Annotated in this window: 24 protein-coding genes and 1 tRNA gene; 8 read left to right on the top strand and 17 right to left on the bottom strand. The window is 31.5% G+C overall.

Annotated elements, in window-relative coordinates:
• The first annotated feature begins 29 nt into the window (after nucleotides 1-29).
• A complete protein-coding gene (locus ACUUYC_RS11220) occupies nucleotides 30-971 on the top strand; it encodes a lysylphosphatidylglycerol synthase domain-containing protein (RefSeq protein ID WP_474265917.1) in 942 nt (313 codons plus the stop codon).
• Entirely contained in the window at nucleotides 968-2,098 is a 1,131-nt protein-coding gene (locus tag ACUUYC_RS11215) for a glycosyltransferase family 2 protein (RefSeq protein WP_474265915.1), read from the top strand. The genes ACUUYC_RS11220 and ACUUYC_RS11215 overlap by 4 nt, the downstream gene beginning before the upstream one ends.
• 353 nt (nucleotides 2,099-2,451) lie before the next feature.
• Here ACUUYC_RS11215 and ACUUYC_RS11210 read toward each other — a convergent pair whose 3' ends face one another.
• Complete coding sequence (locus ACUUYC_RS11210; protein WP_474265913.1) at nucleotides 2,452-2,916, bottom strand: RES family NAD+ phosphorylase; 465 nt, start codon at nucleotides 2,914-2,916, stop codon at nucleotides 2,452-2,454.
• Nucleotides 2,916-3,329 (bottom strand): type II RES/Xre toxin-antitoxin system antitoxin, encoded by a 414-nt coding sequence (parS, locus tag ACUUYC_RS11205; RefSeq protein ID WP_474265911.1) that lies wholly within the window; start codon nucleotides 3,327-3,329, stop codon nucleotides 2,916-2,918. The genes ACUUYC_RS11210 and parS overlap by 1 nt, the downstream gene beginning before the upstream one ends.
• A gap of 101 nt (nucleotides 3,330-3,430) precedes the next feature.
• Between parS and ACUUYC_RS11200 the strand changes: the two genes are divergently transcribed.
• Nucleotides 3,431-4,177 carry a Bax inhibitor-1/YccA family protein gene (locus ACUUYC_RS11200; protein WP_474265909.1) on the top strand — a complete coding sequence of 249 codons (747 nt, stop codon included), beginning with the start codon at nucleotides 3,431-3,433 and terminating at the stop codon, nucleotides 4,175-4,177.
• 6 nt (nucleotides 4,178-4,183) lie between these two features.
• Here ACUUYC_RS11200 and ACUUYC_RS11195 read toward each other — a convergent pair whose 3' ends face one another.
• Genes ACUUYC_RS11195 through ACUUYC_RS11170 form a run of 6 tightly spaced genes read right to left on the bottom strand, consistent with a single transcriptional unit; the run spans nucleotide 4,184 to nucleotide 9,399 of the window.
• The gene (locus tag ACUUYC_RS11195) at nucleotides 4,184-4,678 is read right to left on the bottom strand and encodes a hypothetical protein (RefSeq protein WP_474265907.1); all 495 of its coding nucleotides are present in this window, start codon (nucleotides 4,676-4,678) and stop codon (nucleotides 4,184-4,186) included.
• 44 nt (nucleotides 4,679-4,722) lie between these two features.
• Nucleotides 4,723-5,829 carry a tetratricopeptide repeat protein gene (locus ACUUYC_RS11190; protein WP_474265905.1) on the bottom strand — a complete coding sequence of 369 codons (1,107 nt, stop codon included), beginning with the start codon at nucleotides 5,827-5,829 and terminating at the stop codon, nucleotides 4,723-4,725.
• A 45-nt stretch (nucleotides 5,830-5,874) separates the two neighbouring features.
• Entirely contained in the window at nucleotides 5,875-7,353 is a 1,479-nt protein-coding gene (locus ACUUYC_RS11185) for a M56 family metallopeptidase (protein ID WP_474265903.1), read from the bottom strand.
• Nucleotides 7,350-7,718, bottom strand: coding sequence for a BlaI/MecI/CopY family transcriptional regulator (locus tag ACUUYC_RS11180; protein WP_474265901.1), 369 nt, complete (start codon nucleotides 7,716-7,718; stop codon nucleotides 7,350-7,352). The genes ACUUYC_RS11185 and ACUUYC_RS11180 overlap by 4 nt, the downstream gene beginning before the upstream one ends.
• Nucleotides 7,719-7,759: 41 nt before the next feature.
• A complete protein-coding gene (locus ACUUYC_RS11175) occupies nucleotides 7,760-9,034 on the bottom strand; it encodes a M56 family metallopeptidase (RefSeq protein ID WP_474265899.1) in 1,275 nt (424 codons plus the stop codon).
• Nucleotides 9,031-9,399 carry a BlaI/MecI/CopY family transcriptional regulator gene (locus ACUUYC_RS11170; protein ID WP_474265897.1) on the bottom strand — a complete coding sequence of 123 codons (369 nt, stop codon included), beginning with the start codon at nucleotides 9,397-9,399 and terminating at the stop codon, nucleotides 9,031-9,033. The genes ACUUYC_RS11175 and ACUUYC_RS11170 overlap by 4 nt, the downstream gene beginning before the upstream one ends.
• A 134-nt stretch (nucleotides 9,400-9,533) precedes the next feature.
• Here ACUUYC_RS11170 and ACUUYC_RS11165 point away from each other — a divergent pair, with 134 nt between their 5' ends.
• Nucleotides 9,534-10,034 carry a DUF456 domain-containing protein gene (locus ACUUYC_RS11165; RefSeq protein ID WP_474265895.1) on the top strand — a complete coding sequence of 167 codons (501 nt, stop codon included), beginning with the start codon at nucleotides 9,534-9,536 and terminating at the stop codon, nucleotides 10,032-10,034.
• A gap of 73 nt (nucleotides 10,035-10,107) precedes the next feature.
• Here ACUUYC_RS11165 and ACUUYC_RS11160 read toward each other — a convergent pair whose 3' ends face one another.
• Entirely contained in the window at nucleotides 10,108-10,407 is a 300-nt protein-coding gene (locus ACUUYC_RS11160) for a hypothetical protein (protein WP_474265893.1), read from the bottom strand.
• Nucleotides 10,408-10,574: 167 nt separating this feature from the next.
• On the opposite strand from ACUUYC_RS11160, the gene ACUUYC_RS11155 reads away from it, so the two are divergent.
• Together ACUUYC_RS11155 and ACUUYC_RS11150 are read left to right on the top strand one after the other, a co-directional pair.
• Nucleotides 10,575-13,445, top strand: a complete 2,871-nt coding sequence (locus ACUUYC_RS11155) for a sensor histidine kinase (protein ID WP_474265891.1) — start codon at nucleotides 10,575-10,577, stop codon at nucleotides 13,443-13,445.
• Nucleotides 13,435-14,154, top strand: a complete 720-nt coding sequence (locus ACUUYC_RS11150; RefSeq protein WP_474265889.1) for a LytR/AlgR family response regulator transcription factor — start codon at nucleotides 13,435-13,437, stop codon at nucleotides 14,152-14,154. Before ACUUYC_RS11155 ends, ACUUYC_RS11150 begins: the two co-directional genes overlap by 11 nt.
• Before the next feature lie 139 nt (nucleotides 14,155-14,293).
• On the opposite strand, the gene ACUUYC_RS11145 is transcribed toward ACUUYC_RS11150, so the two are convergent.
• The 4 genes from ACUUYC_RS11145 to trxA form a co-directional block, all read right to left on the bottom strand.
• Nucleotides 14,294-14,560 (bottom strand): hypothetical protein, encoded by a 267-nt coding sequence (locus ACUUYC_RS11145; protein WP_474265887.1) that lies wholly within the window; start codon nucleotides 14,558-14,560, stop codon nucleotides 14,294-14,296.
• A gap of 422 nt (nucleotides 14,561-14,982) precedes the next feature.
• Nucleotides 14,983-15,056 (bottom strand) — tRNA-Asp (locus ACUUYC_RS11140).
• A gap of 86 nt (nucleotides 15,057-15,142) precedes the next feature.
• On the bottom strand, nucleotides 15,143-16,072 hold the full coding sequence (locus ACUUYC_RS11135) for a DUF58 domain-containing protein (RefSeq protein ID WP_474265885.1): 930 nt from the start codon (nucleotides 16,070-16,072) through the stop codon (nucleotides 15,143-15,145).
• A 153-nt stretch (nucleotides 16,073-16,225) separates the two neighbouring features.
• The gene (trxA, locus tag ACUUYC_RS11130) at nucleotides 16,226-16,546 is read right to left on the bottom strand and encodes a thioredoxin (RefSeq protein ID WP_474265884.1); all 321 of its coding nucleotides are present in this window, start codon (nucleotides 16,544-16,546) and stop codon (nucleotides 16,226-16,228) included.
• A 292-nt stretch (nucleotides 16,547-16,838) separates the two neighbouring features.
• Here trxA and ACUUYC_RS11125 point away from each other — a divergent pair, with 292 nt between their 5' ends.
• A complete protein-coding gene (locus tag ACUUYC_RS11125; protein WP_474265883.1) occupies nucleotides 16,839-17,267 on the top strand; it encodes an SRPBCC family protein in 429 nt (142 codons plus the stop codon).
• Nucleotides 17,257-17,583, top strand: coding sequence for an ArsR/SmtB family transcription factor (locus ACUUYC_RS11120; RefSeq protein ID WP_474265882.1), 327 nt, complete (start codon nucleotides 17,257-17,259; stop codon nucleotides 17,581-17,583). The genes ACUUYC_RS11125 and ACUUYC_RS11120 overlap by 11 nt, the downstream gene beginning before the upstream one ends.
• On the opposite strand, the gene ACUUYC_RS11115 is transcribed toward ACUUYC_RS11120, so the two are convergent.
• From ACUUYC_RS11115 to dnaE, 4 genes are all read right to left on the bottom strand, one after another.
• Nucleotides 17,580-18,608: a transglutaminase domain-containing protein gene (locus ACUUYC_RS11115; RefSeq protein WP_474265881.1), complete on the bottom strand. Its 1,029-nt coding sequence runs from the start codon at nucleotides 18,606-18,608 to the stop codon at nucleotides 17,580-17,582. The genes ACUUYC_RS11120 and ACUUYC_RS11115 overlap by 4 nt on opposite strands.
• Nucleotides 18,609-18,630: 22 nt before the next feature.
• The gene (locus tag ACUUYC_RS11110; RefSeq protein WP_474265880.1) at nucleotides 18,631-19,038 is read right to left on the bottom strand and encodes a carboxypeptidase-like regulatory domain-containing protein; all 408 of its coding nucleotides are present in this window, start codon (nucleotides 19,036-19,038) and stop codon (nucleotides 18,631-18,633) included.
• A 138-nt stretch (nucleotides 19,039-19,176) separates the two neighbouring features.
• Nucleotides 19,177-19,833, bottom strand: coding sequence for an HAD family hydrolase (locus ACUUYC_RS11105; RefSeq protein WP_474265879.1), 657 nt, complete (start codon nucleotides 19,831-19,833; stop codon nucleotides 19,177-19,179).
• A gap of 143 nt (nucleotides 19,834-19,976) precedes the next feature.
• Nucleotides 19,977-24,359 carry a DNA polymerase III subunit alpha gene (gene dnaE / locus ACUUYC_RS11100; protein WP_474265878.1) on the bottom strand — a complete coding sequence of 1,461 codons (4,383 nt, stop codon included), beginning with the start codon at nucleotides 24,357-24,359 and terminating at the stop codon, nucleotides 19,977-19,979.
• Nucleotides 24,360-24,464: the final 105 nt, after the last annotated feature.

The following is a 24,464-nucleotide window of genomic DNA, read 5'->3' as shown; positions in this document are numbered from 1 at the left end:
TATCTCACAAATCTAAGCAATTCTTTGCTTTGGTCATAAAACTCGCCATAGTTATTGGAGCAGCTTATTTTATATATAACAAGTTGATTCATAACGAACAATTAGATTTTGATACATTTGTCATGCAATTGAAAGCATCAAACCTTATTAATCCATCTGTTATATTGATACTTTTTTTAGCAACATTTTGCAATTGGTTTTTAGAAATTTTAAAATGGAAAACACTCGTTTCTCATATAAAACGAATTTCTATTTGGGAAAGTACTGCACAGTCATTAGGTAGCCTTACCACGTCTTTGTTCACACCTAATAGAGTTGGTGAATATGGCGCTAAAGCTTTATATTTTAAAAAATCGAAACGGAAACATGTTGTAGGTTTAAATTTTCTTGGAAACTCAGCACAACTTTGTACTACATTACTTTTTGGTGTATTTGGATTTTCTTTTTTTGTAGCTCAATTTCATATTGAACTGCCTTGGTATAAGATTGCCCGAATGAGTATTTTCTTCGGAATGTTTGGTTTATTTTTTTTCTTAGGCACAAGACAGAAACATTTACAAATAAAAGGATATTCGTGGGGAAGCTTGAAAAATTTCATTCGAAGTATTTCACGTAATATTCACTTAAAAAATCTAGTTTTTTCTATTGGTAGATATTTAATTTTTTCACATCAATTTTACTTTTTATTACATCTTTTTGGTGCTGAAACATCGTATATAACTGCAATGAGTGCAATTACAGCCATGTATTTGATTACTTCAATTATTCCAATGCTTTTTATTTTTGATGTTATTGTAAAAGGAAGTGTTGCTGTTTGGCTGTTTGGTTACTTACAAATTACAGAATTACAGATTTTGAGTGTTGTTGCCTCAATGTGGGTTTTGAATTTTGTAATTCCAAGTACTATTGGAAGCTACTTTGTATTAAATTTTAATCCTTCATTTTCAGAAGATAATGCAATATCAATATGATAGATATTCTTTTGTGTTGCATTATTGCTGTGTACATTGTTATGATTATTGGTTTTGTGTTTGGTTTTTGGAAACAACCAACAATTACACAACAGCATATAAATCCGGTAGTGGATTTTTCTGTGATTATTCCTTTTAGAAATGAAAGTGAGCGCTTACCAGCATTACTAACTTCAATTACACAATTACACTATCCGACAACAAAGGTTACTTTTTGGTTTATTGATGATGACTCAGAAGATGATTCAAGTGACGTTATTCAAAAATTTAATGAGCAACATCCAGAAATTCAGATTTCAATTTTAAATAATAAACGCGTTTCAAATTCGCCTAAAAAAGATGCAATTCGAACAGCTATCAGGCAAATTAAAAGCAATTGGATTATTACAACAGATGCAGATTGTATGTTTCCATCAAATTGGTTACAACTATTTAATCAGGAGATTTTCTTAAAACGCCCAAGAATGATTGCTGCTCCAGTAACGTATACAAATACATCATCATTTTTTGAATATTTTCAATTACTCGATTTTTTAAGTTTACAAGGAGCGACTATTGGAAGTTACGGTTTGCAAATTCCTTTTATGTGCAATGGCGCTAATTTGGCGTACCAAAAAGAAGCCTTTTTAGAAGTACAAGGATTTGCAGGAAATGATACTATCGCAAGCGGTGACGATGTTTTTTTACTTGAAAAGTTTATCAAAAAATGGCCAAATAGAGTTCAATATTTAAAATCAAAAGATGCGATCATTACTACTTTTCCTGTAAACTCATTTCAAGAATTAATTGCACAACGTGTGCGTTGGGCTTCCAAAAGTGCAAATTATAGTTTGGTGCGAGGAAAATTTATTGGAGTTGTTGTAATGTTAATGAATATACTATTTTGCACACTCCCTTTTTTACTATTTTTCACAAATGTTTCTAGACATTTGATTGTATTTGCATTATTTTCAAAATTTATTGTTGATGGTATTTTACTGTTTCAAACTTTCAAATTTACTGAACAAAAATTTCACTTTCTACATTTCATAATTAGCACAATTTTATATCCGTTTTTCACTGTATTTGTATTCTTAAAATCATTATTCAAATCCTATACTTGGAAAAATAGAAAGTTTAAAATGTAATTTCAAAGACGTTAAAAAACTCAAAAACTAGCATTTAGCATTACTTCTTTCAAAAAAACATGCTACTTTTAAGCTATAACCAATGAAAATTACCAAATGGAAACCACCACTACCTGGACACTTCTTAAAAAAATTGGATTTAGATTTTTCTTTGTCTATTGCTTACTATTTATTTTACCTTTTCCATTAGACACCTTTGACTTTTTATCAGACGTTACAACCTTTTATGATGATATTACTTGGAAAACTATCATTCCATTTGTTAGCAAAACAATATGATTTAAAGAAATATAAATTAATGAACAGAGGATTTCATTGGATTAATGAATATCCATACAATCGGTAACGGAATATTACACATCATGATATAAACGTGAATCAAAGGTGAATTTTTGAACCTTCACTACTTTAATTTTATGGAAATCAATATGTCTTGGATTGAGTATATAGTTAAATTCATCCCGAACTATTGCAGACGGAACTTTTAAAACAGCATATTTATTATCGTCAACAAACTTGGTGAAAATTTCTTGTGTTTTGCTGTTGTATGGAAAAGTATTCCAATTTTTGGGTAATTTTTTGAGCTCATAAATAGTAAGATCTTCAGGGATTTCTATATGAACTAAAATTCGATCACTTGGTAAGTCTTCTGTAATGTCTAAATGCATTACGACTTCTAAATAAGAAAGGGAAATATGTTGTGAAGTATATATAGCGCGCGTTCCGATTTCATTCCATCGACCACCAATTTTTTCTGCACCAACTCCTGAAAGCAACTCGTTTTTACGCTTTGCACGGTCTATTCTGTATACTACCATTAAGCAAAAATTCCGTAATCAATACGTCTAATTTCGTCAATAACTAATTTTACACCGTAACTTGTATCAAGTAGTGAAAATGGAGTTTGACTTCCTAAAACTTTACTTTTTTTATTGAGCCATCGTGTGAATTTTTTTTCATCACCAAAAACTTCAAACCCTTTTGAGTATACTTCTGCAATTTCAAACAGTCGTTCGCTAACTTCTTTGTCGTAACTGTTTTTTTTAGATAATGTAGAATAGGATGCAGGAACTATTTCTGATATCTTTGTTAAGGGTAATGCGACTCGCATGCTAAATTTTTTTAATTGCGAACGCGTAACTCCTGTACGTGTAGCATGTATGATTTTTAGCTTATTTTGCGGAGAATCATTTCTGTTATCTATATAACTAGTTAGGGTTAATGCTTCCATATTTAGTATTTTTACCTATAAGTATGCGTAAATTTACAAATATTTTTTCGGATTGAAAGCCATTACTGCATTTTTTTATTATTTTTAACAAAAATCAACACATGAGTCTATTCGGGTTATCAACTTCAAATCCTGCTTTTACAGGCTATTTCTGGAATGCTTCCGGAACGAAACGAGCACAAAGGAAAATGACACTTGGTGGTATTGTATTAAAATCTGTATTTTGCTTACTGCTTGTCTGTGCAACTGCCGCTATTACTTGGAAACTACATTTTGACGGTGTCAATATTACATGGTATACAACTGGCGGAATTATTGTTGCTATTGTATGTAGTATTTTAATCTCTGTGCGTCGTAAATGGGTTATTTGGCTCACCATTATATATGCATTAGCAAAAGGATTATTTGTTGGCGGGTTTAGCGCCTATATGCACGCCAGTTATCCAAATTTACCAATACAAGCTGTCATAATTACCTTAGTAACATTTATAACAATGCTACTCCTATTTATCACAAAAATTATAAAAGTTACACAGAAGTTTAAAAGTGTCGTAATTACAGTAACAACGACAATTTTTATGATTTATATCGTGGCGTTTATTTTAAGTTTTTTCGGCATTCATATTTCATTCTTATCAAGTACTTCTTGGTTTGCCATTGCTTTTAATGTCGTTACTGCAATTTTTGCTGCATTGAGTTTACTACTCGATTTTGATTATATAGATCGACACATGGGAAAAGCTCACAAATCTTATGAATGGTTTGCCACTTGGGGATTATTAGTCACTATTATTTGGTTGTATGTAGAAGTATTAAGATTATTACGAAAATTAGCAATTCGTTTCTAGCAAAAATCACTCTTCAATCGTTAAGATAATTGGTAGTACAAATTTTGTCGCTACAGGAATTCCGCGTTTATTCGCTGGAGAAGCTTTGGGCAATGTCGTAATACTTGCGTGAATCAAGCTGTCTAACTTTGGCAATTGACTTACTGTAAGTTCACTTTTTTGAATCGCATCAACCTTGATGATTCCTAAAGTATCAATCTGTAAAGAAACTTGAATCGTATCATGGATCGTTTTGGAAACCATTAAATCGTTTACGGATAAACGCTCGTAAATTTTATCTGTAAGTGTTTGAAAAAAGCAGTTTTTCTGTGCTTCTTTTTCTAAATGATCACAACTTTCAAAAGATGGAAATTCATCAACCGTATCTAAATTGATACTTTTCTTTTCTTCAGCTACAATGGTTTCTTCTTTTACAACAGAACCATTGATGTATTCACAAGAAATACATACAAATAGCAATAGACAATATTTCCAAAGGTGTTTCATTACTGCAAATATCATGAAAAATACGACTTTTAGATATTTTGCAGCAATTTTTGGTTCGATTATTCTGATTTTAAGTGAATTTCCTCTTTAATCTCACGAATTCGAGTGCGTACAATTTTTGTCTTATCGGATTTTGCATTGGGAAACTTCTTCAAAAAACGCTCATACATTTTGAGCTTTTCCTTTAAGTCTGCATATAAATTATCTGCACACAACGCCATTTGAAATTGTGCAGCTTCATAATCAGGATTTTCCTTTAATGCAATCTTAAAAAATTTCATAGCAGATGCATGATCTTTTCGATCAAAAGCCACCAAACCTAAAATATAATAATCGCCTGAAGTATCAATCATTTTTGCTCCAATAGATTGCGAAGCATGAAATTCTGCTTTATCAATAATACCATCTTGGTAATACAATTTTGCCAATTGTGAATGATAAAAATAGTTCTCTGGAGAACGTTTTAAAGCTTCTTGATAATAATCAATTGCTTTTAAAATTTTTGAAATCCTGTACGCTGCAAAAGCAGATTTCTCATATACATATTGCGTTGCTTTTTTACGCTTGATTATCTTCTCAAACCAATATAATGCTTTTCTATATTTCTTTAAAGCATAATAGAATTGGGCATTAAATCCAATAACTTTTAAATCTTCTGGATTGTTTTTTAAACCAACGTTGATAATCTCTTTAACTTCATCAAACTCTTTTAATTGTAAATGATAAACAATTAGTTTGTGAATACTTTTCTGGTGCTGTGAATCGAGTTGAAAAGCTGTTTTATATGATATAGCATAATCTTCTGATTTCAAGCCTTCTTTTGCCAAACCAACTTGGTAATGAAAGTTAGGATTGAGCGTATCTTTGGCTTTTAATTTTTCAAAAATAGTTAATGACTTTTCTAGCTTTCCAGTAATAAACAATAATTTCCCATAATCATATAACACAAGCATATTTAATGAATCTGCTTGTAATGATTGTTCATAATATTCAGTGGCTTTTTTACTATTTCCTAAAGCTTTATATGCTTTTGCCATTTGCTTAGTAGCGTAGGCTTTGTTATCTGTTTTCTCATACACTTTTATTGCTTTTGAATAGTTCCCTATACGATACAAACTATCAGCAATAGACAAAGTCGAAGATTGCGCTCCGACTTTGCTTATCATTATAAACGTGATGAATATAATTAGCACTCTATTCATACTGTGAAATTAGTTTATTTTAAAAACGATTGGTAACATGTATTTTATATTTACAGGTTCATTATTCTTCATTCCTGGAATCAATTTTGGTAATGTTTTCAATACACGTTTTGTTTCCACTACTAAATCTGGATGTGGTGCTCTTACTAAAACCTCATCAACTACACCTTCTTTATTGATAATAAACTTTGCATAGATTTTGTTAACACCTTTTAAACCAAGTTTAGTTGCCATTTCTACATTAAAATTATGATTTACATGTCTTTGAACACCTTGATTAAGACAATTTTTTATATTCTCTTGTGTTGTAAAACTGTCACAACCTGGAAAAACAGGTACTTTATCTACAGATTTAAAATCATATGCTTCTTTTTCTAAGGTGTCCATAGCAGCCACTTCTTCCTTACTTTTTTTGCGAGCAGCTATATACTCTTCATAAGACTGGTTTTGAACTATAACTTCACCATCATTACCTATTAAACCTGAAGCTTTTTGATACAATGCTGATTGCCTCGCAAACTGTTCTTTTGTTAGTACTTCACCTGGCTTTACTTCCTTATAGATATCGCTAACTTGTTCCATTATAGCTTTAAGTTGCGCTTTTTTAGTTGCTTCATCTACTGCTTCTACATTATCTTCTGTGTCTACAATAGTTGTATCTTCACAAGAAGTATATAATAAGGAAACAATTAATAATGGAACTAAGACTAGGTACTTTAACTTTAAAATTTGACGAGATTTTTGTTTTGTTAACATAATGATTCGCTTTTTAATTAATGAATGTTTAAAGAATTGATTGGTAAACGAAAAATGTTGTGTTTGAAAGACTTCAGCTAACAATTTTTCATAATAATCGGATTTATTTTTGTTTTTGACGACTGCTGCATCGGCAATATATTCGTGTAATTCTGAAATTCGTTTTTGATAGATATAAACCAACGGATTAAACCAACACAAGATGCGTAATAGCTCAAAATACAGTAGATCTATTGAATGCTTTTCACGAATATGAACCAACTCATGTGATAAAACATCTTGTAGTTTTTCTTCGTTGATATCATTTCCTATAAATACATAGTTAAAGATTGAAAATGCTAACGTACTGTTTGGTATTTTAATGATTTTATAACTTCCTCGATGTGTAATGATTCCTTTTAACTTTAATCGAATCAATTGCACTATTTTGTATATAAACAGTAAACTACTAACTGTAATTCCTATAATAAGGTACCAATTCCACGATGGCGCTATGGCTTCTACAGCTATTTCCGGAGTTAATACAATTTCTGGTAACAGAATTATATATTCTTGTGGAACTGCTTTTTGAAAACTTTCAATTTTAATAAAAGGTATTACAAACGAAATGAATGACGAGCATATTAAGTACACTCTGTTCCAATTAAAGAAGGTTTCTTTTTTTAGAAATAAATCATACGCCAATAAAAATAATAATTGAAACGCAACAACTTGTATGAGATATTGTATCATGATTTCTTTTTATTTTTTTCAACTTCTTTGAGAATACTCTCTAACTCTGAAGTACTGATATCATTTTTTTGCATAAAAAACGAAACCATACTTTTAAAAGATCCTTCAAAATAACCGTTCAATAGTTTAGAAATAGATTGATGACTATATTCTGATTGTTCCATTAATGGAAAATAAATATGTCCTTTGCCGACTTTTTCATATCCAACAAATCCTTTGCTTTCTAAAATTCTCACAATTGTAGAAACCGTATTGTACGCAGGTTTTGAACCTTCAAAGTTTTCTATGATGGTTTTTACATTTGCTTTTTCTAGTTTCCATAGAAGCTGCATGATCTCTTCTTCTGCCTTCGTTAACTGTTTCATCTTCAATTGTATTATTCAACTAAACATTGGTTATTCTAAAATTAATGTACTTTAAATACAATAGGTAAAAGGTATTTTACACTAACTGGATTTCCATCTTTCATTGCTGGCATTAATTTTGGCAACGCCTTTAACACACGCTTTACTTCTGTTTTAAATTCAGGGTTTTCTGCTTCTACTTTCATATCCGCAACCTCTCCATTTTCATCAATAACAAATTCTGCTTCAAGTTTAATTCGTTTTCCTTCTAAGCCTAGTTCGTTAGCTAATTTAGTATTGAATGTTTTATTAACATGTATTTGGACACTTCTAATAAAACATTTTTTCAAACTCTCTGCTGTTTTTTCATCTTTACAGTTTGGAAAAACAGGTGCTCTATCAACCATTTTAAAATCTATAGGCTCAGTTTGGAATATATCAAATTCATTATTTTCTACTATTTCATTAACTGCTTCTATGTTTTCTGCTGAATCAAGCATAGTAGAATTTTTACATGAAGTATAGAATAAGGAAACAATTAATACTGGAACTAATACTAAATACTTTAACTTTAAAATTTGACGGGATTTTTGTTTTGTTAACATAATGATTCGTTTTTTAATTAATGAATGTTTAAAGAATTGATTGGTAAACGAAAAATGCTGTGTTTGAAAGACCTCAGCCAGCAATTTTTCATAATAATCGGATTTATTTTTTTTGTTTGCGACAGAAGCATCTGCTATATATTCATGTACTTCTGAGATTCGTTTTTGATAGATATAGACTAACGGATTGAACCAACATAAAATGCGTAAAAGTTCAAAATATAATAAGTCTATAGAATGTTTTTCTCGAATGTGAACCAATTCGTGCGAAAGAATATCTTCTAATTTAATTGCATCAATATCATCACCAATAAACACATAATTAAAGATAGAGAAAGCCATTGTGCTTTTTGGAACCATGATGGCCGTATAATTTTCTCGTTTTACAAAACGTCCTTTGAAACGTAATCGAAGTAATTGTACTATTTTATAGATAAATAATAAACTACTTATCGTAATTCCTATAATAAGATACCAATTCCACGATGGTGCTATGGCTTCTACAGCTGTTTCTGGAGTTAGTACAATTTCTGGCAATATCTCTATATATTCTTGCGGAACTGCATTTTGAAAGCTTTCAATTTTAATAAAAGGTATTACAAACGAAATGAATGACGAGCATATTAAGTACACTCTGTTCCAATTAAAGAAGGTTTCTTTTTTTAGAAATAAATCATACGCCAATAAAAATAATAATTGAAACGCAACAACTTGAATGAGATATTGTATCATGATTTCTTATTATTTTTTTCAACTTCTTTGAGAATATCCTCTAACTCTGAAGTACTGATATCATTTTTTTGCATGAAAAACGAAACCATACTTTTAAAAGATCCTTGAAAATAACCATTAACCAACTTCGAAATAGATTGATTGCTATATTCTGTTTGTGCTAATAATGGAAAATAAATATGCCCTTTTCCAACTTTTTCATATCCAACAAATCCTTTTCCTTCTAAAATCCGAACAATTGTAGAAACGGTATTGTACGCAGGTTTTGAACCTTTGAAATTTTCAATGATTGTTTTTACGTTTGCCTTTTCAAGCTGCCAGAGGATTTGCATAATTTCCTCTTCTGCCTTCGTTAATTGTTTCATATTCGGATATATTTTTTCAACTAATTTCTTAGTTCTATAAAGCAAATATAACTAAAATTTTAGTTTAAACTAATTTCTTAGTTGTAAAAGTGTAACATTTTTTAATTGCTTGCGTCTTACAGAAAACACTCGCAATGGATATTTTCTTTACGATACTTGGTTTCTTTTTAATGCTTCTTGGTATTATTGGAAGCTTTTTCCCTGTCATTCCTGGACCAATAACAAGTTGGTTTGGATTGCTATTCTTATATCTTACAAATGCAGTTCCGAACAATTGGACGTTTTTAGGAATTACACTTGCAGTTGCAATTTTTGTCTTTATAATGGATTATATTATTCCCGCAATTGGCACAAAACGTTTTGGCGGAAGCAAGTATGGAATTTACGGAACAACCATTGGTTTAATTGTTGGTTTGATATTTATGGGACCTTGGGGAATCATTATTGGTCCTTTTTTTGGCGCTTTGATTGGAGAGTTAGTATTTGCTAATAAAGATACAGATACCGCGCTAAAAGCTGCCTTTGGATCATTTTTAGGCTTCTTATTCTCTACCTTGCTAAAATTTATGGTGGCAGTTGTTTACTTCGGCTTTTTTATGAGTGATTTTTGGGAGTATAAAAGTGTTATTTTTTAATTCTTTACAGAAAATAAAAAAAGCCAACAACACAAAGGTTATTGACTTTTACATTAACTAAATAAGGGTATTATTATCCTTGTCCATGATATGCTCCACTTGGCTCATCACCATAAGCACAGGTATTATATAAAACTACGGATGCGCATGAACCGCTACAATCTCTAGAATAGTTACAATTATCAAATCCATCTGGCATACTCAATTGTCTAATTGTTTCTTCTACATCAAATGGATTGATGGTTTCAAAAACAGGTAAGCATGTTGTTCCACATGTATGTGTTGCCCAAATTCCACCTTTTACTCCATCTAAATATGCAATGCTTTTTTTACGTAGGCTCAACTTCTTTAATGTAAGATTCTTTTTTTTCATGATTACAGATTGTTTTATTGGTTTTCTGACATGAAGTTCATTCACAGTAATTACAAACACAAGCTAAAAAGAGAATTCGCATTACTATACTAAGAATTTGCAATCTATAATTAAGATTAACAAAAGTGTTGTATCTTCTTACATTGAATTTCATTAGTAATCATAATATGCTTCGTAAGCTCCTTTTATTTCTTCTTCCGTTTACTGCGTTCTCACAGCTATCGGATATAAAAAATTACTATCGTGATGAAGGTTTGTTTTGTAAAGCCGTTTATAATTTAGAACAAGATCAAAATGGAATTATTTGGATTGGAAGTGATTACGGTTTGTATGCTTTTGATGGAAAAACCTTTGCTCCTTACGATGGAAGTTTGGCACTAAAAGATACCGAAATACTGAATAATATATCAATAGACGATGAAATATTTGTTACTACTTTGAATGAAAATTATGCCTATTTAAAAGATGGAACGCTCATTACAAAAAAAGAAAATCCTGAATTAAAAAAAATCACACTTAAAGGTATTCCACGGATTATAAAGGATACAATTGCTAAAAAAGCAGCCATTTTTAAACATCAAAACACAAAAGATGTATATGTATATAGTAAAGGTATAGTCGAAAAAACAACTTTTAATGATTCTGTACAAATAATTAACTATCGAGATGATATTATATATTTTCAAAATCACACAAGTGATATTTTTAAGTATGATTTACAACATAATACTCAAACAAAAATAGCAACTACCAAAAACCCGAATTCGCTTTTTGAAAATGCTGTTTTTGGAAAAAAGAAAGTGATTTTCACGTCGAGAAATGAAGCGCAAGTCTATAAAATCCAAAACGATTCATCTTGGGTATTTCTTGATCGTATACAAAATGAAAAAATTATTAAGAATATCTATTTTCAAAATGATAACGAAATTTGGCTAACAAACCATACTGGAGGTATTATACATTATAATATTAACTCTAAAGAAAAAACTGAAATTTTCAACGATTTTATTATTAATGACTTTTTTAAAGATAAAGATCAAAACATATGGTTTTCTACTAGAGATCGTGGGCTATTTTTTTGGAGAAAAGCAAAATACCAGCGATTTCTAAAGAAAAGTAAAACAACCACTGAAGGAGAAAATATTTTGAGTATTGATGGCAGGAAAGACAGTCTTTATTTTGGAATGAATGCTTCAAAAATTAGAAGAATACATAACAAAACACAATACAATTTCACAATTAATACTACAGACGAGCTAAACGGAATTATAAGTATCCTTGCTTCAAAAGATCGATTATTTTTCGCTTCAATAAGCACTATACATGTCTACGACAATCACTTCAATAAAATTGATAAAATAATGATACTTGGCGCGTTAAAAAATCTATCCGAATTTGACGCAAATCATCTTATTGTCTCTATTTCTGGAAGTGCCATTTTGCTTCATAAAAAAACACTTGAATTCACAACTATTTTTAACGGACGATCGTATGCAGCAATTCCAAAAGATAAAAACCATGCTTTTATTTGTTCGGGTAAAGGTGTATTTGACGTGAATGTTCGCACAAAAGAATACAAAGAGATAATTCCAGATTATATATTTTTTAGTGGTAGTAAAGCTTCGAACAATTGTTATGCTTTTGCCACAAACGCCGGTGGAATTTTTATGGTATATAATGAAAAACAACAACAATTGACGAAGAAAGATGGTTTGTTGAGTAATTCTATTTCAAAAGTAATTTTTGAATCGCCAACTGTTCTTTGGGCAATTGGAAATAGAGGAATCAATAGAATTATGTTTGAAAATAAGTATCAAACATATACAATTGACTCTTTTACAGAAGCTGACGGAATTCCGCTAGCTACGCTAAACGATTTTTATTTATATAATGGTTTTATGTATCTAGCAACTTCAAAAGGATTGGAAGTTTTTAATACAACAGATTTATTAGTACAAAAGCAACAAGAGAAAAATACAAAACTCGTTTTAAATCATATTCAATATCAAGATTCTGTTTTCAAAAACACACAAATAAAAATTCCATATACTAAAAATTCGATAACTATAAATGTGAGTTATCCTGATTACAATTCATACGGAAACACATCACTTAAATACAAACTTGACAATCAAGAACACTATTCGGTAACTAAAGCTTCTGAGATCATTTTGTCGTCTTTACAACCTGGAAAACATACATTGTCTATTTATGGGCTTAATAGTAGTCATATTCCTAGTGAAGATTGTTTAATTATTTCCATAGAAGTTATTCCTATGCTTTGGCAAACTTGGTGGTTCAAAATGATTGCTTTTGCGTTGTTAATCATATTGATTTATACAATTCTAATACGTATTTATATCAATAGAAAGAAACGAAAACAAGAGAAAATTCAAACTAAAAAAAAGCTAACAGAGCTAGAAGTGGAAGTCATGAAATCGCAGATGAATCCGCACTTTATATCCAATTGTTTAAACTCTATTAAACTCTTAAACTACAAAAAAGATTACGCCAATTCGCAACTCTATATTGATCGCTTCAATAGAATGTTGCGTTTTAATATGATGTACTCCAATAATACATTTGTGAAAATTAAGGACGAAATCACCTACCTCAATGATTACTTAGAGCTAGAAAAATTACGTTTTGGAGAACTATTCGACTATATAATTACGCACGATTCTACAATTGAAAATCTTAAAATCCCATCATTTTTAGTGCAACCTTTTGTAGAGAATGCGATTAAACATGCCTTTGTAGAAACGCCTTCTCAAAAAGGAACGATACGTATTCATTTTCAAATATACACTGATGAAACGATTGAAATTACCATTCAAGATGATGGTATTGGCATTGAAAATCTTTCAAAATCAATACAAAAAAAACAATCAAAAGGAATTGATTTAATTCGTAGACGAATAGAATTATATCAACAAATTTTCAATATTTCTATTACCCTTTCTCTTATCAATTTGATGGAAAATGATGAAAAGGGAACCAAAGTTCAACTTAAAATAAACAATACACATGCGATTTAAAGCTGGAATAGTAGATGACGAAGCCAATGGGCGCGAATTTATTGCCTTATTATTAAAAAATGAATTTCCACAAATTGATATTGTATTTGAAGCTGCATCAGTTTTGGATGTTGATGTCGCTTTAAAAAAATATTCGGTTGATATTTTGTTTTTAGATATTCAATTAAAAAACAAAACTATTTTTCAATCACAGTTCTTAAAGCGTTCTAACGCCACAAAAATATATATTACTGCATATGATCAATATGGAATAGAAGCAATCAAACACAGCGCTACAGACTATCTTTTAAAGCCAATTAATGAGCTTGAATTTGTAAATACTGTCCAGAAAGTTTTATTAGCTAAAATAAATCAAGTACAAATTAAAAAAGCTTCTAACGATTTTATTGACATTCCTACTTCACGTGGTTATCAACGATTAGTTATTTCTGAAATTGTCCGATGTGAAGCTAGCAATAATTACACGATTATCTTTTTAGAGAATAAAAAACAGTTTGTAGTCACCAAACCATTAGCTGATTTTGAAAAACAATTATGTATATCAGATTTTTGCAGAGTGCATCAAAGTCACCTCATCAACTTACGTTATGTGCAAGAATATGTAAAAGGAAAAGGCGGCGACATTATATTAAAAGACGGATCGAAAGTAGCAGTATCACAACGAAAAAAAGTCGATTTTTTAAATCGACTTTCGTTTATATCTAACTAATATTTTCACATCTTAACAAGCTTCATCTGGAGATGATATAGGATAACAACCTGCTTCTGGACTTGTTTCTTCTACTATTGTTCCAACTGATACCGTATTATTATGGTGTTATTGATTAATACGTATACAATTCAAAATTTTATACTGTATCACTAGGATTTGTATTTGATGGTTCTCCACATTCTGCCAAAATGTATGACCTAGGAATACAGCCACTAACATTACCATCTTCATCTTTAAGAAGTTTTGTTCTAAGATACATATCGCCATGATCGCAATAGATAGGATTACAAGTATTACAACTATACGTATATCCAGTACCACCAATAATTTGTTTGGTATTTAGATTCGAGATTTTTTCTTTATTGAATTTTAAATTCTTTAGAGACATTTTTTTGTTTTTCATGGTTTACTATTTAAAAAATTAATAAACCTAAAAATATGCTGAGATACCGTAACTATAAAGTCTAAAAGAGGATTCGCAGGCAAGTATTTGGAATTTGCAAGAAGTGGAAGAGTTATGATTTGAAAAAGTGAGTTTTGAGGAAATTATGAAGAATTGAAATCTATTTGATAAACTTGATAAGATCTCAACCTACGTTGGGATGAATTCAACTTACAATTTTCTATGCATCCTTCGGATTTTTGAAAAGTGAGTTTCATTCAAATAAAAAAGCATCCCAATTTTCTATATAGAAAAAAGGAAAGCTTTTCATTGGTTTAACTACTAAACCAAAGGTAAATCAAGGACTTACCTTAAACAACACAACTAAATCATTTTGCCAAAAAAAGCTTCTCAACTAAAGAGAAGCTTTTTTGCAATTTTAGCGGTCTGGACGGGATTCGAACCCGCGACCCCATGCGTGACAGGCATGTATTCTAACCAGCTGAACTACCAAACCGTTGCTTTATTGCGGTTGCAAATATACACCACAATTCTATTTATGCAAACATATTCTAATAAAAAATTAAACTTTTTTTCATCAAACTATGCAAACTTTTGTCTTTCAACCAAATACGTGACTAATATTTTTTCAAAATTTTTCGTGATATCTGCAGCAACATACTTGATTTTATATTGTGCGCATTTCATTTTTAATCGAGAAAAATAATCTTCAACCGCCTTTTGATAATTTTCTTGAACAGAATCTGCATACAAATCGATATGCTCTCCAGATTCTACATCAATAAATCGTTTTGGTTTGTTGTCAAAATCAAAGTTTAATTCTTTTTCTGAATCAAATACATGAAATAAAATAACTTCATGCTTGTTATATTTTAGATGTTGTAATGCTTCAAATAGTTTTTCATCTTCTACTCCATCTTGAAACATATCCGTAAAAAGGAAAATAAGGCTTCTACGGTGCATTTTTTCCGCAATTTGATGCAGATATGTATATGTTTCTGTTTTCTTGTTAATTTGCTTTGTAGTGATTGTTTTATCCAATGCATTTAATAACAATTGATGATGGCGTTCACTTCCTTTTTCAGGTGCATAAAAATCGTAATTATCAGAATAAATACTTAAACCAATAGCATCGCGTTGTTTTTTAAGAATATTCATCAACGAAGCCGTTCCCAATACTGAAAATGCAATTTTATTTAGATTATCAATTGCTGGCTCAGTTACTTCTGGATAATGCATAGAAGATGAATTATCTACAATGATGTGACATCGTAAATTGGTTTCTTCTTCATATTTTTTGGTGTATAATTTATCCGTCTTCGCAAATAGTTTCCAATCGATATGTTTAGTACTTTCGCCTGAATTGTAAATTTTATGTTCAGCAAATTCTGCAGAAAATCCATGAAATGGACTTTTATGCATTCCTGATATAAATCCTTCAACTACTTGTTGTGCAAGTAATTCCAGATTTTTAAACCCAGCAGTCTTATTGAATTCTTGTTGTAAGTTCACAAGCGTTTTTTCTTTTTGTTACATACACTTTTCTTCACAAAAGCATATGAGGTTGTAAAGCACTACGTGTTAGTACTTTTGAATTTTACACAAAATAAAAAAGGTTTGACACATTGCCAAACCTTTTGTATTCTAAGTATATTTTTTTAACTATTAAGCTAATAACTTATCAATAACTTCTGTATATGTGCTTTTTGGAGCAACACCAACTTGACGTCCTACCAATTCTCCGTTTTGAAAAACTAATACCGTTGGAATGTTACGAACTCCAAACTGAGCAGCATATTTTTGGTTAGCATCAACATCTAACTTTCCAACAACAGCTTTCCCTTCATATTCTTCAGCGATTTGATTTACTACAGGACCTAACATTTTACATGGTCCACACCAAACTGCCCAAAAGTCAACCATTACTGGTTTGTCGCTATTCATTACTATTTCCTCAAAGTTAGCATCTGTGATTTCTAAAGCCATAATATTTATCTTTTTTAATTTATTTTTTTGTTAATATGCAATATTAGTCAAATATTCTACCAAAACTTACACCACAAGTATTAGTTTTGACTATACAACAATTGGTTTTTTTTATGTATCTATTTTAAACTCATATAGATGACGAAGATACTGAATTAAACTCTTTTATATAAATTTTTAAAAATTATACATGGATCATAAAAAAATATATGCAACCAAAAAGTTGCGTGTTTGAATTTAATTCGTATTTTAGCAACTCATTAGTTGCATATTAATTAAATTTACACTTATCATGAAAGACGTACTACAGAAAGAAACCGTATTTCAACATCCAATTGATGTTGTTTGGAATGCGATCACAAAAGCAGAAGAATTATCTACTTGGTTTATTAAAACTAATTTTAAAGCAGAAAAAGGATTTCACTACACCTTCTTCCCTACTGAAGAAAAAGGTTGTGAAGCTATTACTGGCGAAATAAAAAGTGCAACTCCTTACACGTTAATTTACACTTGGGAAGTTGCTGACACAAATGTTGAAACCACAGTAAGTTGGAAATTAGAAGCAATAGCAGAAGGAACAAAACTTCATTTAGAACATTCAGGTATTGCCAATTATAAAGGAGAAACAGCCATTGCAATGTTTGAAAGTTTTAATGGTGGATGGGACAATTGTATTACTAATTTAGCAGCACATTTAAAAGAACACATACATGCAAGATAAAGTTACACGCTTGTTTAAAGCAATTGCAGATCCTACAAGGCGTGATATTTTTCACGCCTTGGTGATTGCAAGTTCTGCGTTATCAATTTCACAGATTTCTAATCAATTTGAAATTACACGACAAGGAATTACAAAACACATTAAAACGCTTGAAGAGGCTGGTTTAGTTTCGATTGAAAGTAAAGGTCGCGAACGATTTTGTAATGTACATACAGATCCACTAAAAGAAGTAACGAAGTGGCTGAAGTTTTATGAACAATTCTGGGATGATTCTTTACAAGATTTAGGTAATTATTTAGATTCAAAAAATAGTTAACGAACTATTTTTTCTACCTTATATGAATAGCTAGCTAGTAAATTATCTTTTATATACAGATGAACATCATAATATCCTTTGGATTCAAACATGTAATCTATTATTAAATTTTGTTGCTGAATTGCAATCAGTTTTGGATGTATTTTCTTTTCGCCTTTATTTTTTTCAATAATAAAATAGACATCTTTTTTATCAATAACATCTAGTAATTGATAACGAAATGTCACAACTTCACCTTCTTTTACAGTATTGTCTAATTTTCTGGGCTGTATGTGATTGCTAATATATTTATAGGCTTTTCCATAAATAACAGGCGCTTCTAAAAATGTATCAAATGTTGGTTTTTCACCATCTAACAAAAACCATTTTTCACCTACGGGATAATGATTTACTGAAAATATATTTGGATCAGATAAGAAGAATCCATCATTAAATTCAAACTGAAAGTGATACGTAATAGGATTTGGAATTCCACTTGCCCAAGTTGGATCACAGAGATACCATTTTCCGTTTAATTTTACAGCATTCCATGAATGATTTGGCGCATCAATAGTTAAATGTTCAACATTTATCATGCTTGTACGCGCATGTCCATATATCATTTCACATTCAATATTAGCCAAGTTTGCCAATTCTTTAATGAGATATGCATAACCAGTACAAATGGTTCTATTTTTTTTTAAGAGTTTTCGGAAAGCAATTTTTCTAAATTTATCATTCCAAGCTGCAAGTTTTACAGAATCATTTTGGTAACGTCGACGTTTTCGCATGTTTCTGGTATACATACTATAATCATTGCCGACATTGTCACAAACCCATTTAAAAATGGCTCTAAAACGCTCTACATCCGTCGTTAACTCAGCAGTAAGATTGTACGCTAATTTAGGTAAATTGGAAAGGTTTTCACCTTTGTATTTCAGTACAATTTCATCTGCTTTTTCAAAATTAATATTTTCAAAATCAGATATTTGTGCATTGACCTGAAATACAAAAATGAATATAAAAATATATTTTAGTATGTTCATCAAGTAATTACGGTATCAGCAACTAATTCTTGCGTTTAGATTTGTAACGCTTGTTAGAATTTAAACTTCCCGTAATTTCAAACACTGCTTCATAAATTGTTAGTTTAATGAACGTAGTACTTTCTTTAATTTTCACTTCTCTATTTTCATAACCTACAAAACTAATTAGTAAAACGTCACCAACTTTAAGCGCAACAGGAAATGTAAATTCTCCTTTTTCATCTGTTACAACTCCCATATTGGAATCTTTTAGCGTAACATTTGCTCCAAGGACAGGTCCACTTTCATTACTAATAATACCTTTAATGGTTTTTCCTTTCTGTGAAGTTGCTGTATTTGATTGTCCATACATTGGATTGAACGCAAAAATAGCAACCAACAACATGGCAACATACCATGATTTTTGTGAAATTGTGAATTGAGTCTTCATAATGCTAAATATTTTATTTTTATCAAATCTATAATTAGAAATTTTCATAGAAAAACTACATTGAGTAAACGTACACTTTGATTGAGTGAATGCAATTTTTTATACAATTTACAACTTTTAGCGTGATATCTTTTTGATTTACAATAAATTTATATCGAATTCATCATAATTAACAAAGTGATGTTTTGCACCTTTTGAAGCTAATTTTTCACGATTTCCTTTCCCAATTCCTATAAATTCTAAGCCTAAATTTTGTGCCGTTTTTACATCCCAAATTCCATCTCCAAGAGAAATGATTCGGTTAAATTGGTTGACGTTAAAGTAGTTTTTTGCTTTCGCGATTGCTGAAGTTACAATTTCTTCACGTGTAAAATAATTGTTTGAAGCTTCCAACACTTCCTGATTGTATTCTATTTTAGCACGATTCAATTTTAAAATTGCAGGTTGCAACATAGAACCTGTCGCAAAACAAACAGCGTAATTAGTTTCCGTGATGATTTTCTGCAAAAAGCTATTTGCTCCCACGATTTGCGCGACGCTACAATCATGAATCAACTTCATAAATTCAGCTTCAAACTGCAACAACATTTCTTTTGAAAATCCACGATTCACATCACTTTCGTAGTTTACTTTCGCGATATAACTATCCGTTAAATGTGTGTAACTTTCCCAATTGGTATCCACGAATTCTACACCAATTGCATGTAACGCGTTTACAAACCCAGTCTGATGTACATTTTCGCTATCAAGCAAGGTTCCATCAATATCAAAAACGAGTAGGTTTTCTTTTTTCATAACTTAAAATTATGCTATTGAATTGCTGAAATTCGTCAAACTGAACTTGATTCAGTTTCACATAATACCTAAAAATCAACATGCTGAGATTCTGAATCAAGTTCAGAATGACGTCCTTAACACTTTTCAAAATAGAGTTTTCCCTAATTAATCCGATACCTTACATTTTCAACTTCCAACGCATCTAACAATTCTTGTGTAATATTTACTTTTCGTTTTTTACTTGGCGCCTGTAGTTTTATTTTCTCCTTTGCTTCATATAAGGTGAAATGCAATGATTTTTCTCCTTTATGCGTTTCTAAAATTTCGCTAATAAAATCAAGATTTTGTTCTTTTAATTTATTCACATCTAATTGAATAGTCAACTTTCGAGCTGTCGTTTCCATAACATCTTGCAACAATTGCATCGAGTTGAACTGAATTCTAGGATCGCCACGTTTTCCGGTATCTTTATTTACCCAACCTTCTTTAATGAATGCCTTGATGTACACAAATGAATTTGGCACAAAGAAGTGTCTGAACTTTAAATAATCTTCTCCAAAAATTCGAAATTCATATGAATTTAAATAATCTTCAACTGTAAATAATGCCCAACCTTTTCCGTTTTTAGAAACTCTGTGCTGTACATCTGTAACAACTCCTGCAAAAGGAATTTCACGATTTACATACGTTTCCATTTGATTGAAATACGACAAATCTCCTTTACAGAAATATTTTATTTCTACTTTGAAATCGTCCAATGGATGCCCCGAAATATAGATTCCAACAACTTCTTTTTCACGCGCTAATTTTTCCATAGTTCCCCATTCTTCACATGGCGGAACTTTTGGTTCTTCTATTTGTACTTCACTTGATTCTCCAAATAAACTAACTTGCGAAGAGTTTTGATTTTCTTGAAATTTTGAGCCATATTTTACAGCTTTCTCTAAAAATGTAATGGTATCATTTTCGGTGTGAAAATACTGTGCACGATGTGTTCCTCCAAAAGAGTCAAATCCGCCAGCTAAGGCTAAATTTTCAAAAGCTTTTTTGTTTGCTGCGCGAAGATCTATTCGTTTTGCAAGATCGAATACAGACTTGTATTTTCCTTCTGTTCGTTCTTTTACAATTGTCTTTACTGCGCCATGTCCAACCCCTTTAATTGCGCCCATTCCAAAACGAACAGCGCCTTCATCATTTACGGTAAATTTATAGAACGATTCGTTTACATCTGGACCTAATACATCCAATTTCATACGTTTACATTCTTCCATAAAGAAGGTAATCGTTTTAATATCATTCATGTTGTTAGAAAGTACAGCCGCCATGTATTCAGCAGGGTAATGTGCTTTTAAATACGCCGTTTGATACGCAATCCAAGCATAACATGTAGAGTGCGATTTGTTAAAGGCATAGGCTGCAAATGCTTCCCAATCTTTCCAAATTTTCTCTAGTCGATCTTCCGCATGTCCTTTTTCAGATGCTTGCTTAATAAACTTAGGCTTCATCTTATCAAGAACAGCTTTCTGCTTTTTCCCCATTGCTTTACGCAATACATCGGCTTCACCTTTTGTAAAGTCTGCCAATTTCTGCGAAAGCAACATCACTTGCTCCTGATATACTGTAATTCCGTACGTTTCTTCTAAGTATTCTTCACAGGCATCTAAATCGTATTCTATATCTTCTTCACCGTGTTTTCTTCTAATGAAACTTGGAATATATTCCATCGGTCCCGGACGATACAATGCGTTCATTGCAATAAGATCGGCAAACGTTGTAGGTTTGAGCGATTTCATGTGCTTCTGCATTCCAGGTGATTCATATTGGAACACTCCTACGGTTTCTCCACGCTGGAATAATGCATAGGTTTCTTCATCTTCTAGCGATATATTTTCAATATCGATATCAACATCATGCTTATATTTTACAAGCTTTACGGTATCTTTTATTAAAGTTAGCGTTTTCAGACCTAAGAAATCCATTTTTAATAGACCTGCATCTTCCACAACTGAGTTATCAAATTGTGTACAGTACATTTCTGAATCTTTCGCCAACGCAACAGGAACGAACTTTGTAATATCGTCTGGAGTAATAATAACTCCACACGCGTGAATTCCGGTATTACGCACAGAACCTTCTAAAACGCGCGCCATGTTAACAGTTTCCGCTGCTAAATCATCTTCCTCCGAAATGTTTACTAATTCATTAATCAATAACACTTCTTCTGAACGGAATTTTTGCTTGAGTTCAGCTTCTGATTTTCCAAAAATCTTTGCCAGTTTCGTGTTTGGAATCAACTTAGCAATTCTGTCCGCATCACTCAACGGTAAATCTAATACACGCGCTGTATCACGAATGGAAGATTTTGCAGCCATTGTTCCGTAGGTAATAATTTGTGCTACTTGATTGGAACCATATTTATCAATTACATAATCCATGACACGACTTCGTCCTTCATCATCAAAGTCAATATCAATATCGGGCATGGATACACGATCAGGATTTAAGAAACGCTCAAAAAGTAAATCGTATAGCATCGGATCAATATTCGTAATCCACAAACAGTACGCAACTACCGAACCTGCGGCAGATCCACGTCCTGGACCAACCGAAACGTCCATGTTTCGTGCTTCTCGAATAAAATCTTCTACAATTAAGAAATATCCTGGATATCCTGTTTTTTCAATCGTTGCTAATTCAAAATCAAGTCGTTCCTCAATTTCTGGTGTTATTTCCCCGTATCGTTTTTTTGCTCCTTCGTACGTTAAGTGTCTTAAGAATTTGTTTTCTCCACGTTTTCCTCCGTCAACTTTATCTTCTTCAAACTGAAATTCTTCTGGAATATTAAATGCAGGTAATAATACATCACGCGCCAACTCATAAGGCTCAACTTTATCAATGATTTCTTGAATCGAAAGAATTGCGTTTGGCAAATCTTTAAACAAGGTTTTCATTTCATCAGGTGACTTAAAGTAGTATTCCTGATTTGGCAAACCATAACGATATCCGCGTCCGCGTCCAATTGGCGTTGCTTGTTTTTCACCATCTTTTACACATAATAAAATATCATGTGCATTTGCATCTTCTTGCGCAATGTAGTAGGTGTTATTTGTTGCAACTAATTGTACCTCGTGCTTTTTTGCAAGCTTAACCAAGACACCATTTACACGGTTTTCATCTTCTTGATCGTGACGCATAATTTCCATATAGAGATCATCCTGAAAGGTTTCTTTCCACCAAATTAATGCTTCTTCTGCTTGTGTTTCTCCAATGTTTAATACTTTGTTTGGGACTTCTCCATAGAGATTTCCCGTTAAAACCATTAAATCATCTTTATATTCTTCTATTACTTTTTTGTCAATTCGCGGTACGTAGTAAAATCCTTTTGTGTATGCAATTGACGACATTTTTGCCAAGTTGTGATACCCTTTTTTATTTTTAGCAAGTAACACAATTTGATATCCGTTGTCTTTTCTTGTTTTGTCTAAATGATCTTCACAGACGAAAAATTCGCAACCAATAATAGGCTTTAAAATTTGCTCTGTACTCGTTTCTCCCTTTTCTTCTGCTTCCGCGATACGCGCCTTTACACCTTTATTATAGTTTCCAACTTCTTTTACAAAGTGAAACGCTCCCATCATGTTTGCATGATCCGTAATGGAAATTGCTTGCATATTGTATTTGCTAGCTGCTTTTACTAAATCGGGAATACTGGAAGTCGATTGTAATACTGAGAATTGTGAATGATTGTGTAAATGAACAAATTCGGCATCTTGAAGTGCTTGAAGGTTTTCAGCAATTTCTTCTTTTGAAATACCGCTTCCACCTTGTTCTTTTTCTAAACGTTTACGAATTTTCTCAGAAGCCGCTTTCAGATTAATGTGTTTCAATCCGATCATTTGAATCGGTTGCGGATTCTTTTCAGAGAAACGTTCAAAATAATCTGGCAATACATCTAATTGCTCAGTCGTATATTCTTTTCTACGAATTAATTCTAAAAAACAACGCGTAGTCGCCTCTACATCGGCAGTTGCGTTGTGCGCTTCACCAAAACCAACTCCAAAAAGATATTGATGTAATTCTGTTAGTGTTGGTAGTTTGAATTTACCAAATCGTCCTCCTGGCAATTCACACAAACTTGCCGTTGCCTCTGTACAAGTATCTAATACTGGTAATTCTTGTAATTTATTCGCTACATCTTCACGGTAGAATTCTGCGCCCATAATATTGACATCAAAGCCAACATTTTGACCAACAATGAATTTTGTTTTGGAAAGTGCAACATTAAACTTCTCTAATACTTCTTCTAACGAAATTCCTTGTTCGGCAGCAAGTTCAGTAGAAATTCCATGAATTTTTTCTGCATCATATGGAATATTAAAACCATTTGGCTGTACTAAATAATCTTGATGTTCGATTAGGTTACCCAATTCATCATGCAATTGCCAAGCGATTTGTATACATCTAGGCCAATTGTCCGTATCAGAAATAGGTGCGTCCCATCGCTTTGGTAATCCCGTAGTTTCGGTATCAAATATTAAGTACATATGTTGCTTTTGTATAGAGGAAATTCAAAGTATAAAAATACATAATAATTGGCTTTTACAAGCCTACTTTTTATCAACAGTTATGAACAATATTTAAGTTGCCTT

The organism is Kordia sp. E, from assembly GCF_056033805.1.
The sequence above is the reverse complement of the archived record's forward strand: the minus strand, read 5'-3'. Positions and strand labels throughout refer to the sequence as shown.

What these genes read in the sequence shown, in the direction of transcription:
- ACUUYC_RS11105 (WP_474265879.1), bottom strand. Translation starts at nt 19,833, where the DNA reads ATGAAAAAAGAAAACCTACTCGTTTTTGATATTGATGGAACCTTGCTT.
- ACUUYC_RS11175 (WP_474265899.1), bottom strand. Translation starts at nt 9,034, where the DNA reads ATGATACAATATCTCATTCAAGTTGTTGCGTTTCAATTATTATTTTTA.
- ACUUYC_RS11120 (WP_474265882.1), top strand. Translation starts at nt 17,257, where the DNA reads ATGCAAGATAAAGTTACACGCTTGTTTAAAGCAATTGCAGATCCTACA.
- ACUUYC_RS11190 (WP_474265905.1), bottom strand. Translation starts at nt 5,829, where the DNA reads ATGATAAGCAAAGTCGGAGCGCAATCTTCGACTTTGTCTATTGCTGAT.
- ACUUYC_RS11110 (WP_474265880.1), bottom strand. Translation starts at nt 19,038, where the DNA reads ATGAAGACTCAATTCACAATTTCACAAAAATCATGGTATGTTGCCATG.
- ACUUYC_RS11185 (WP_474265903.1), bottom strand. Translation starts at nt 7,353, where the DNA reads ATGATACAATATCTCATACAAGTTGTTGCGTTTCAATTATTATTTTTA.
- ACUUYC_RS11125 (WP_474265883.1), top strand. Translation starts at nt 16,839, where the DNA reads ATGAAAGACGTACTACAGAAAGAAACCGTATTTCAACATCCAATTGAT.
- ACUUYC_RS11155 (WP_474265891.1), top strand. Translation starts at nt 10,575, where the DNA reads ATGCTTCGTAAGCTCCTTTTATTTCTTCTTCCGTTTACTGCGTTCTCA.
- ACUUYC_RS11180 (WP_474265901.1), bottom strand. Translation starts at nt 7,718, where the DNA reads ATGAAACAGTTAACGAAGGCAGAAGAAGAGATCATGCAGCTTCTATGG.
- ACUUYC_RS11115 (WP_474265881.1), bottom strand. Translation starts at nt 18,608, where the DNA reads ATGAACATACTAAAATATATTTTTATATTCATTTTTGTATTTCAGGTC.
- ACUUYC_RS11170 (WP_474265897.1), bottom strand. Translation starts at nt 9,399, where the DNA reads ATGAAACAATTAACGAAGGCAGAAGAGGAAATTATGCAAATCCTCTGG.
- dnaE (WP_474265878.1), bottom strand. Translation starts at nt 24,359, where the DNA reads ATGTACTTAATATTTGATACCGAAACTACGGGATTACCAAAGCGATGG.
- ACUUYC_RS11160 (WP_474265893.1), bottom strand. Translation starts at nt 10,407, where the DNA reads ATGAAAAAAAAGAATCTTACATTAAAGAAGTTGAGCCTACGTAAAAAA.
- ACUUYC_RS11210 (WP_474265913.1), bottom strand. Translation starts at nt 2,916, where the DNA reads ATGGTAGTATACAGAATAGACCGTGCAAAGCGTAAAAACGAGTTGCTT.
- ACUUYC_RS11165 (WP_474265895.1), top strand. Translation starts at nt 9,534, where the DNA reads ATGGATATTTTCTTTACGATACTTGGTTTCTTTTTAATGCTTCTTGGT.
- parS (WP_474265911.1), bottom strand. Translation starts at nt 3,329, where the DNA reads ATGGAAGCATTAACCCTAACTAGTTATATAGATAACAGAAATGATTCT.
- ACUUYC_RS11150 (WP_474265889.1), top strand. Translation starts at nt 13,435, where the DNA reads ATGCGATTTAAAGCTGGAATAGTAGATGACGAAGCCAATGGGCGCGAA.
- ACUUYC_RS11215 (WP_474265915.1), top strand. Translation starts at nt 968, where the DNA reads ATGATAGATATTCTTTTGTGTTGCATTATTGCTGTGTACATTGTTATG.
- trxA (WP_474265884.1), bottom strand. Translation starts at nt 16,546, where the DNA reads ATGGCTTTAGAAATCACAGATGCTAACTTTGAGGAAATAGTAATGAAT.
- ACUUYC_RS11200 (WP_474265909.1), top strand. Translation starts at nt 3,431, where the DNA reads ATGAGTCTATTCGGGTTATCAACTTCAAATCCTGCTTTTACAGGCTAT.
- ACUUYC_RS11145 (WP_474265887.1), bottom strand. Translation starts at nt 14,560, where the DNA reads ATGAAAAACAAAAAAATGTCTCTAAAGAATTTAAAATTCAATAAAGAA.
- ACUUYC_RS11195 (WP_474265907.1), bottom strand. Translation starts at nt 4,678, where the DNA reads ATGATATTTGCAGTAATGAAACACCTTTGGAAATATTGTCTATTGCTA.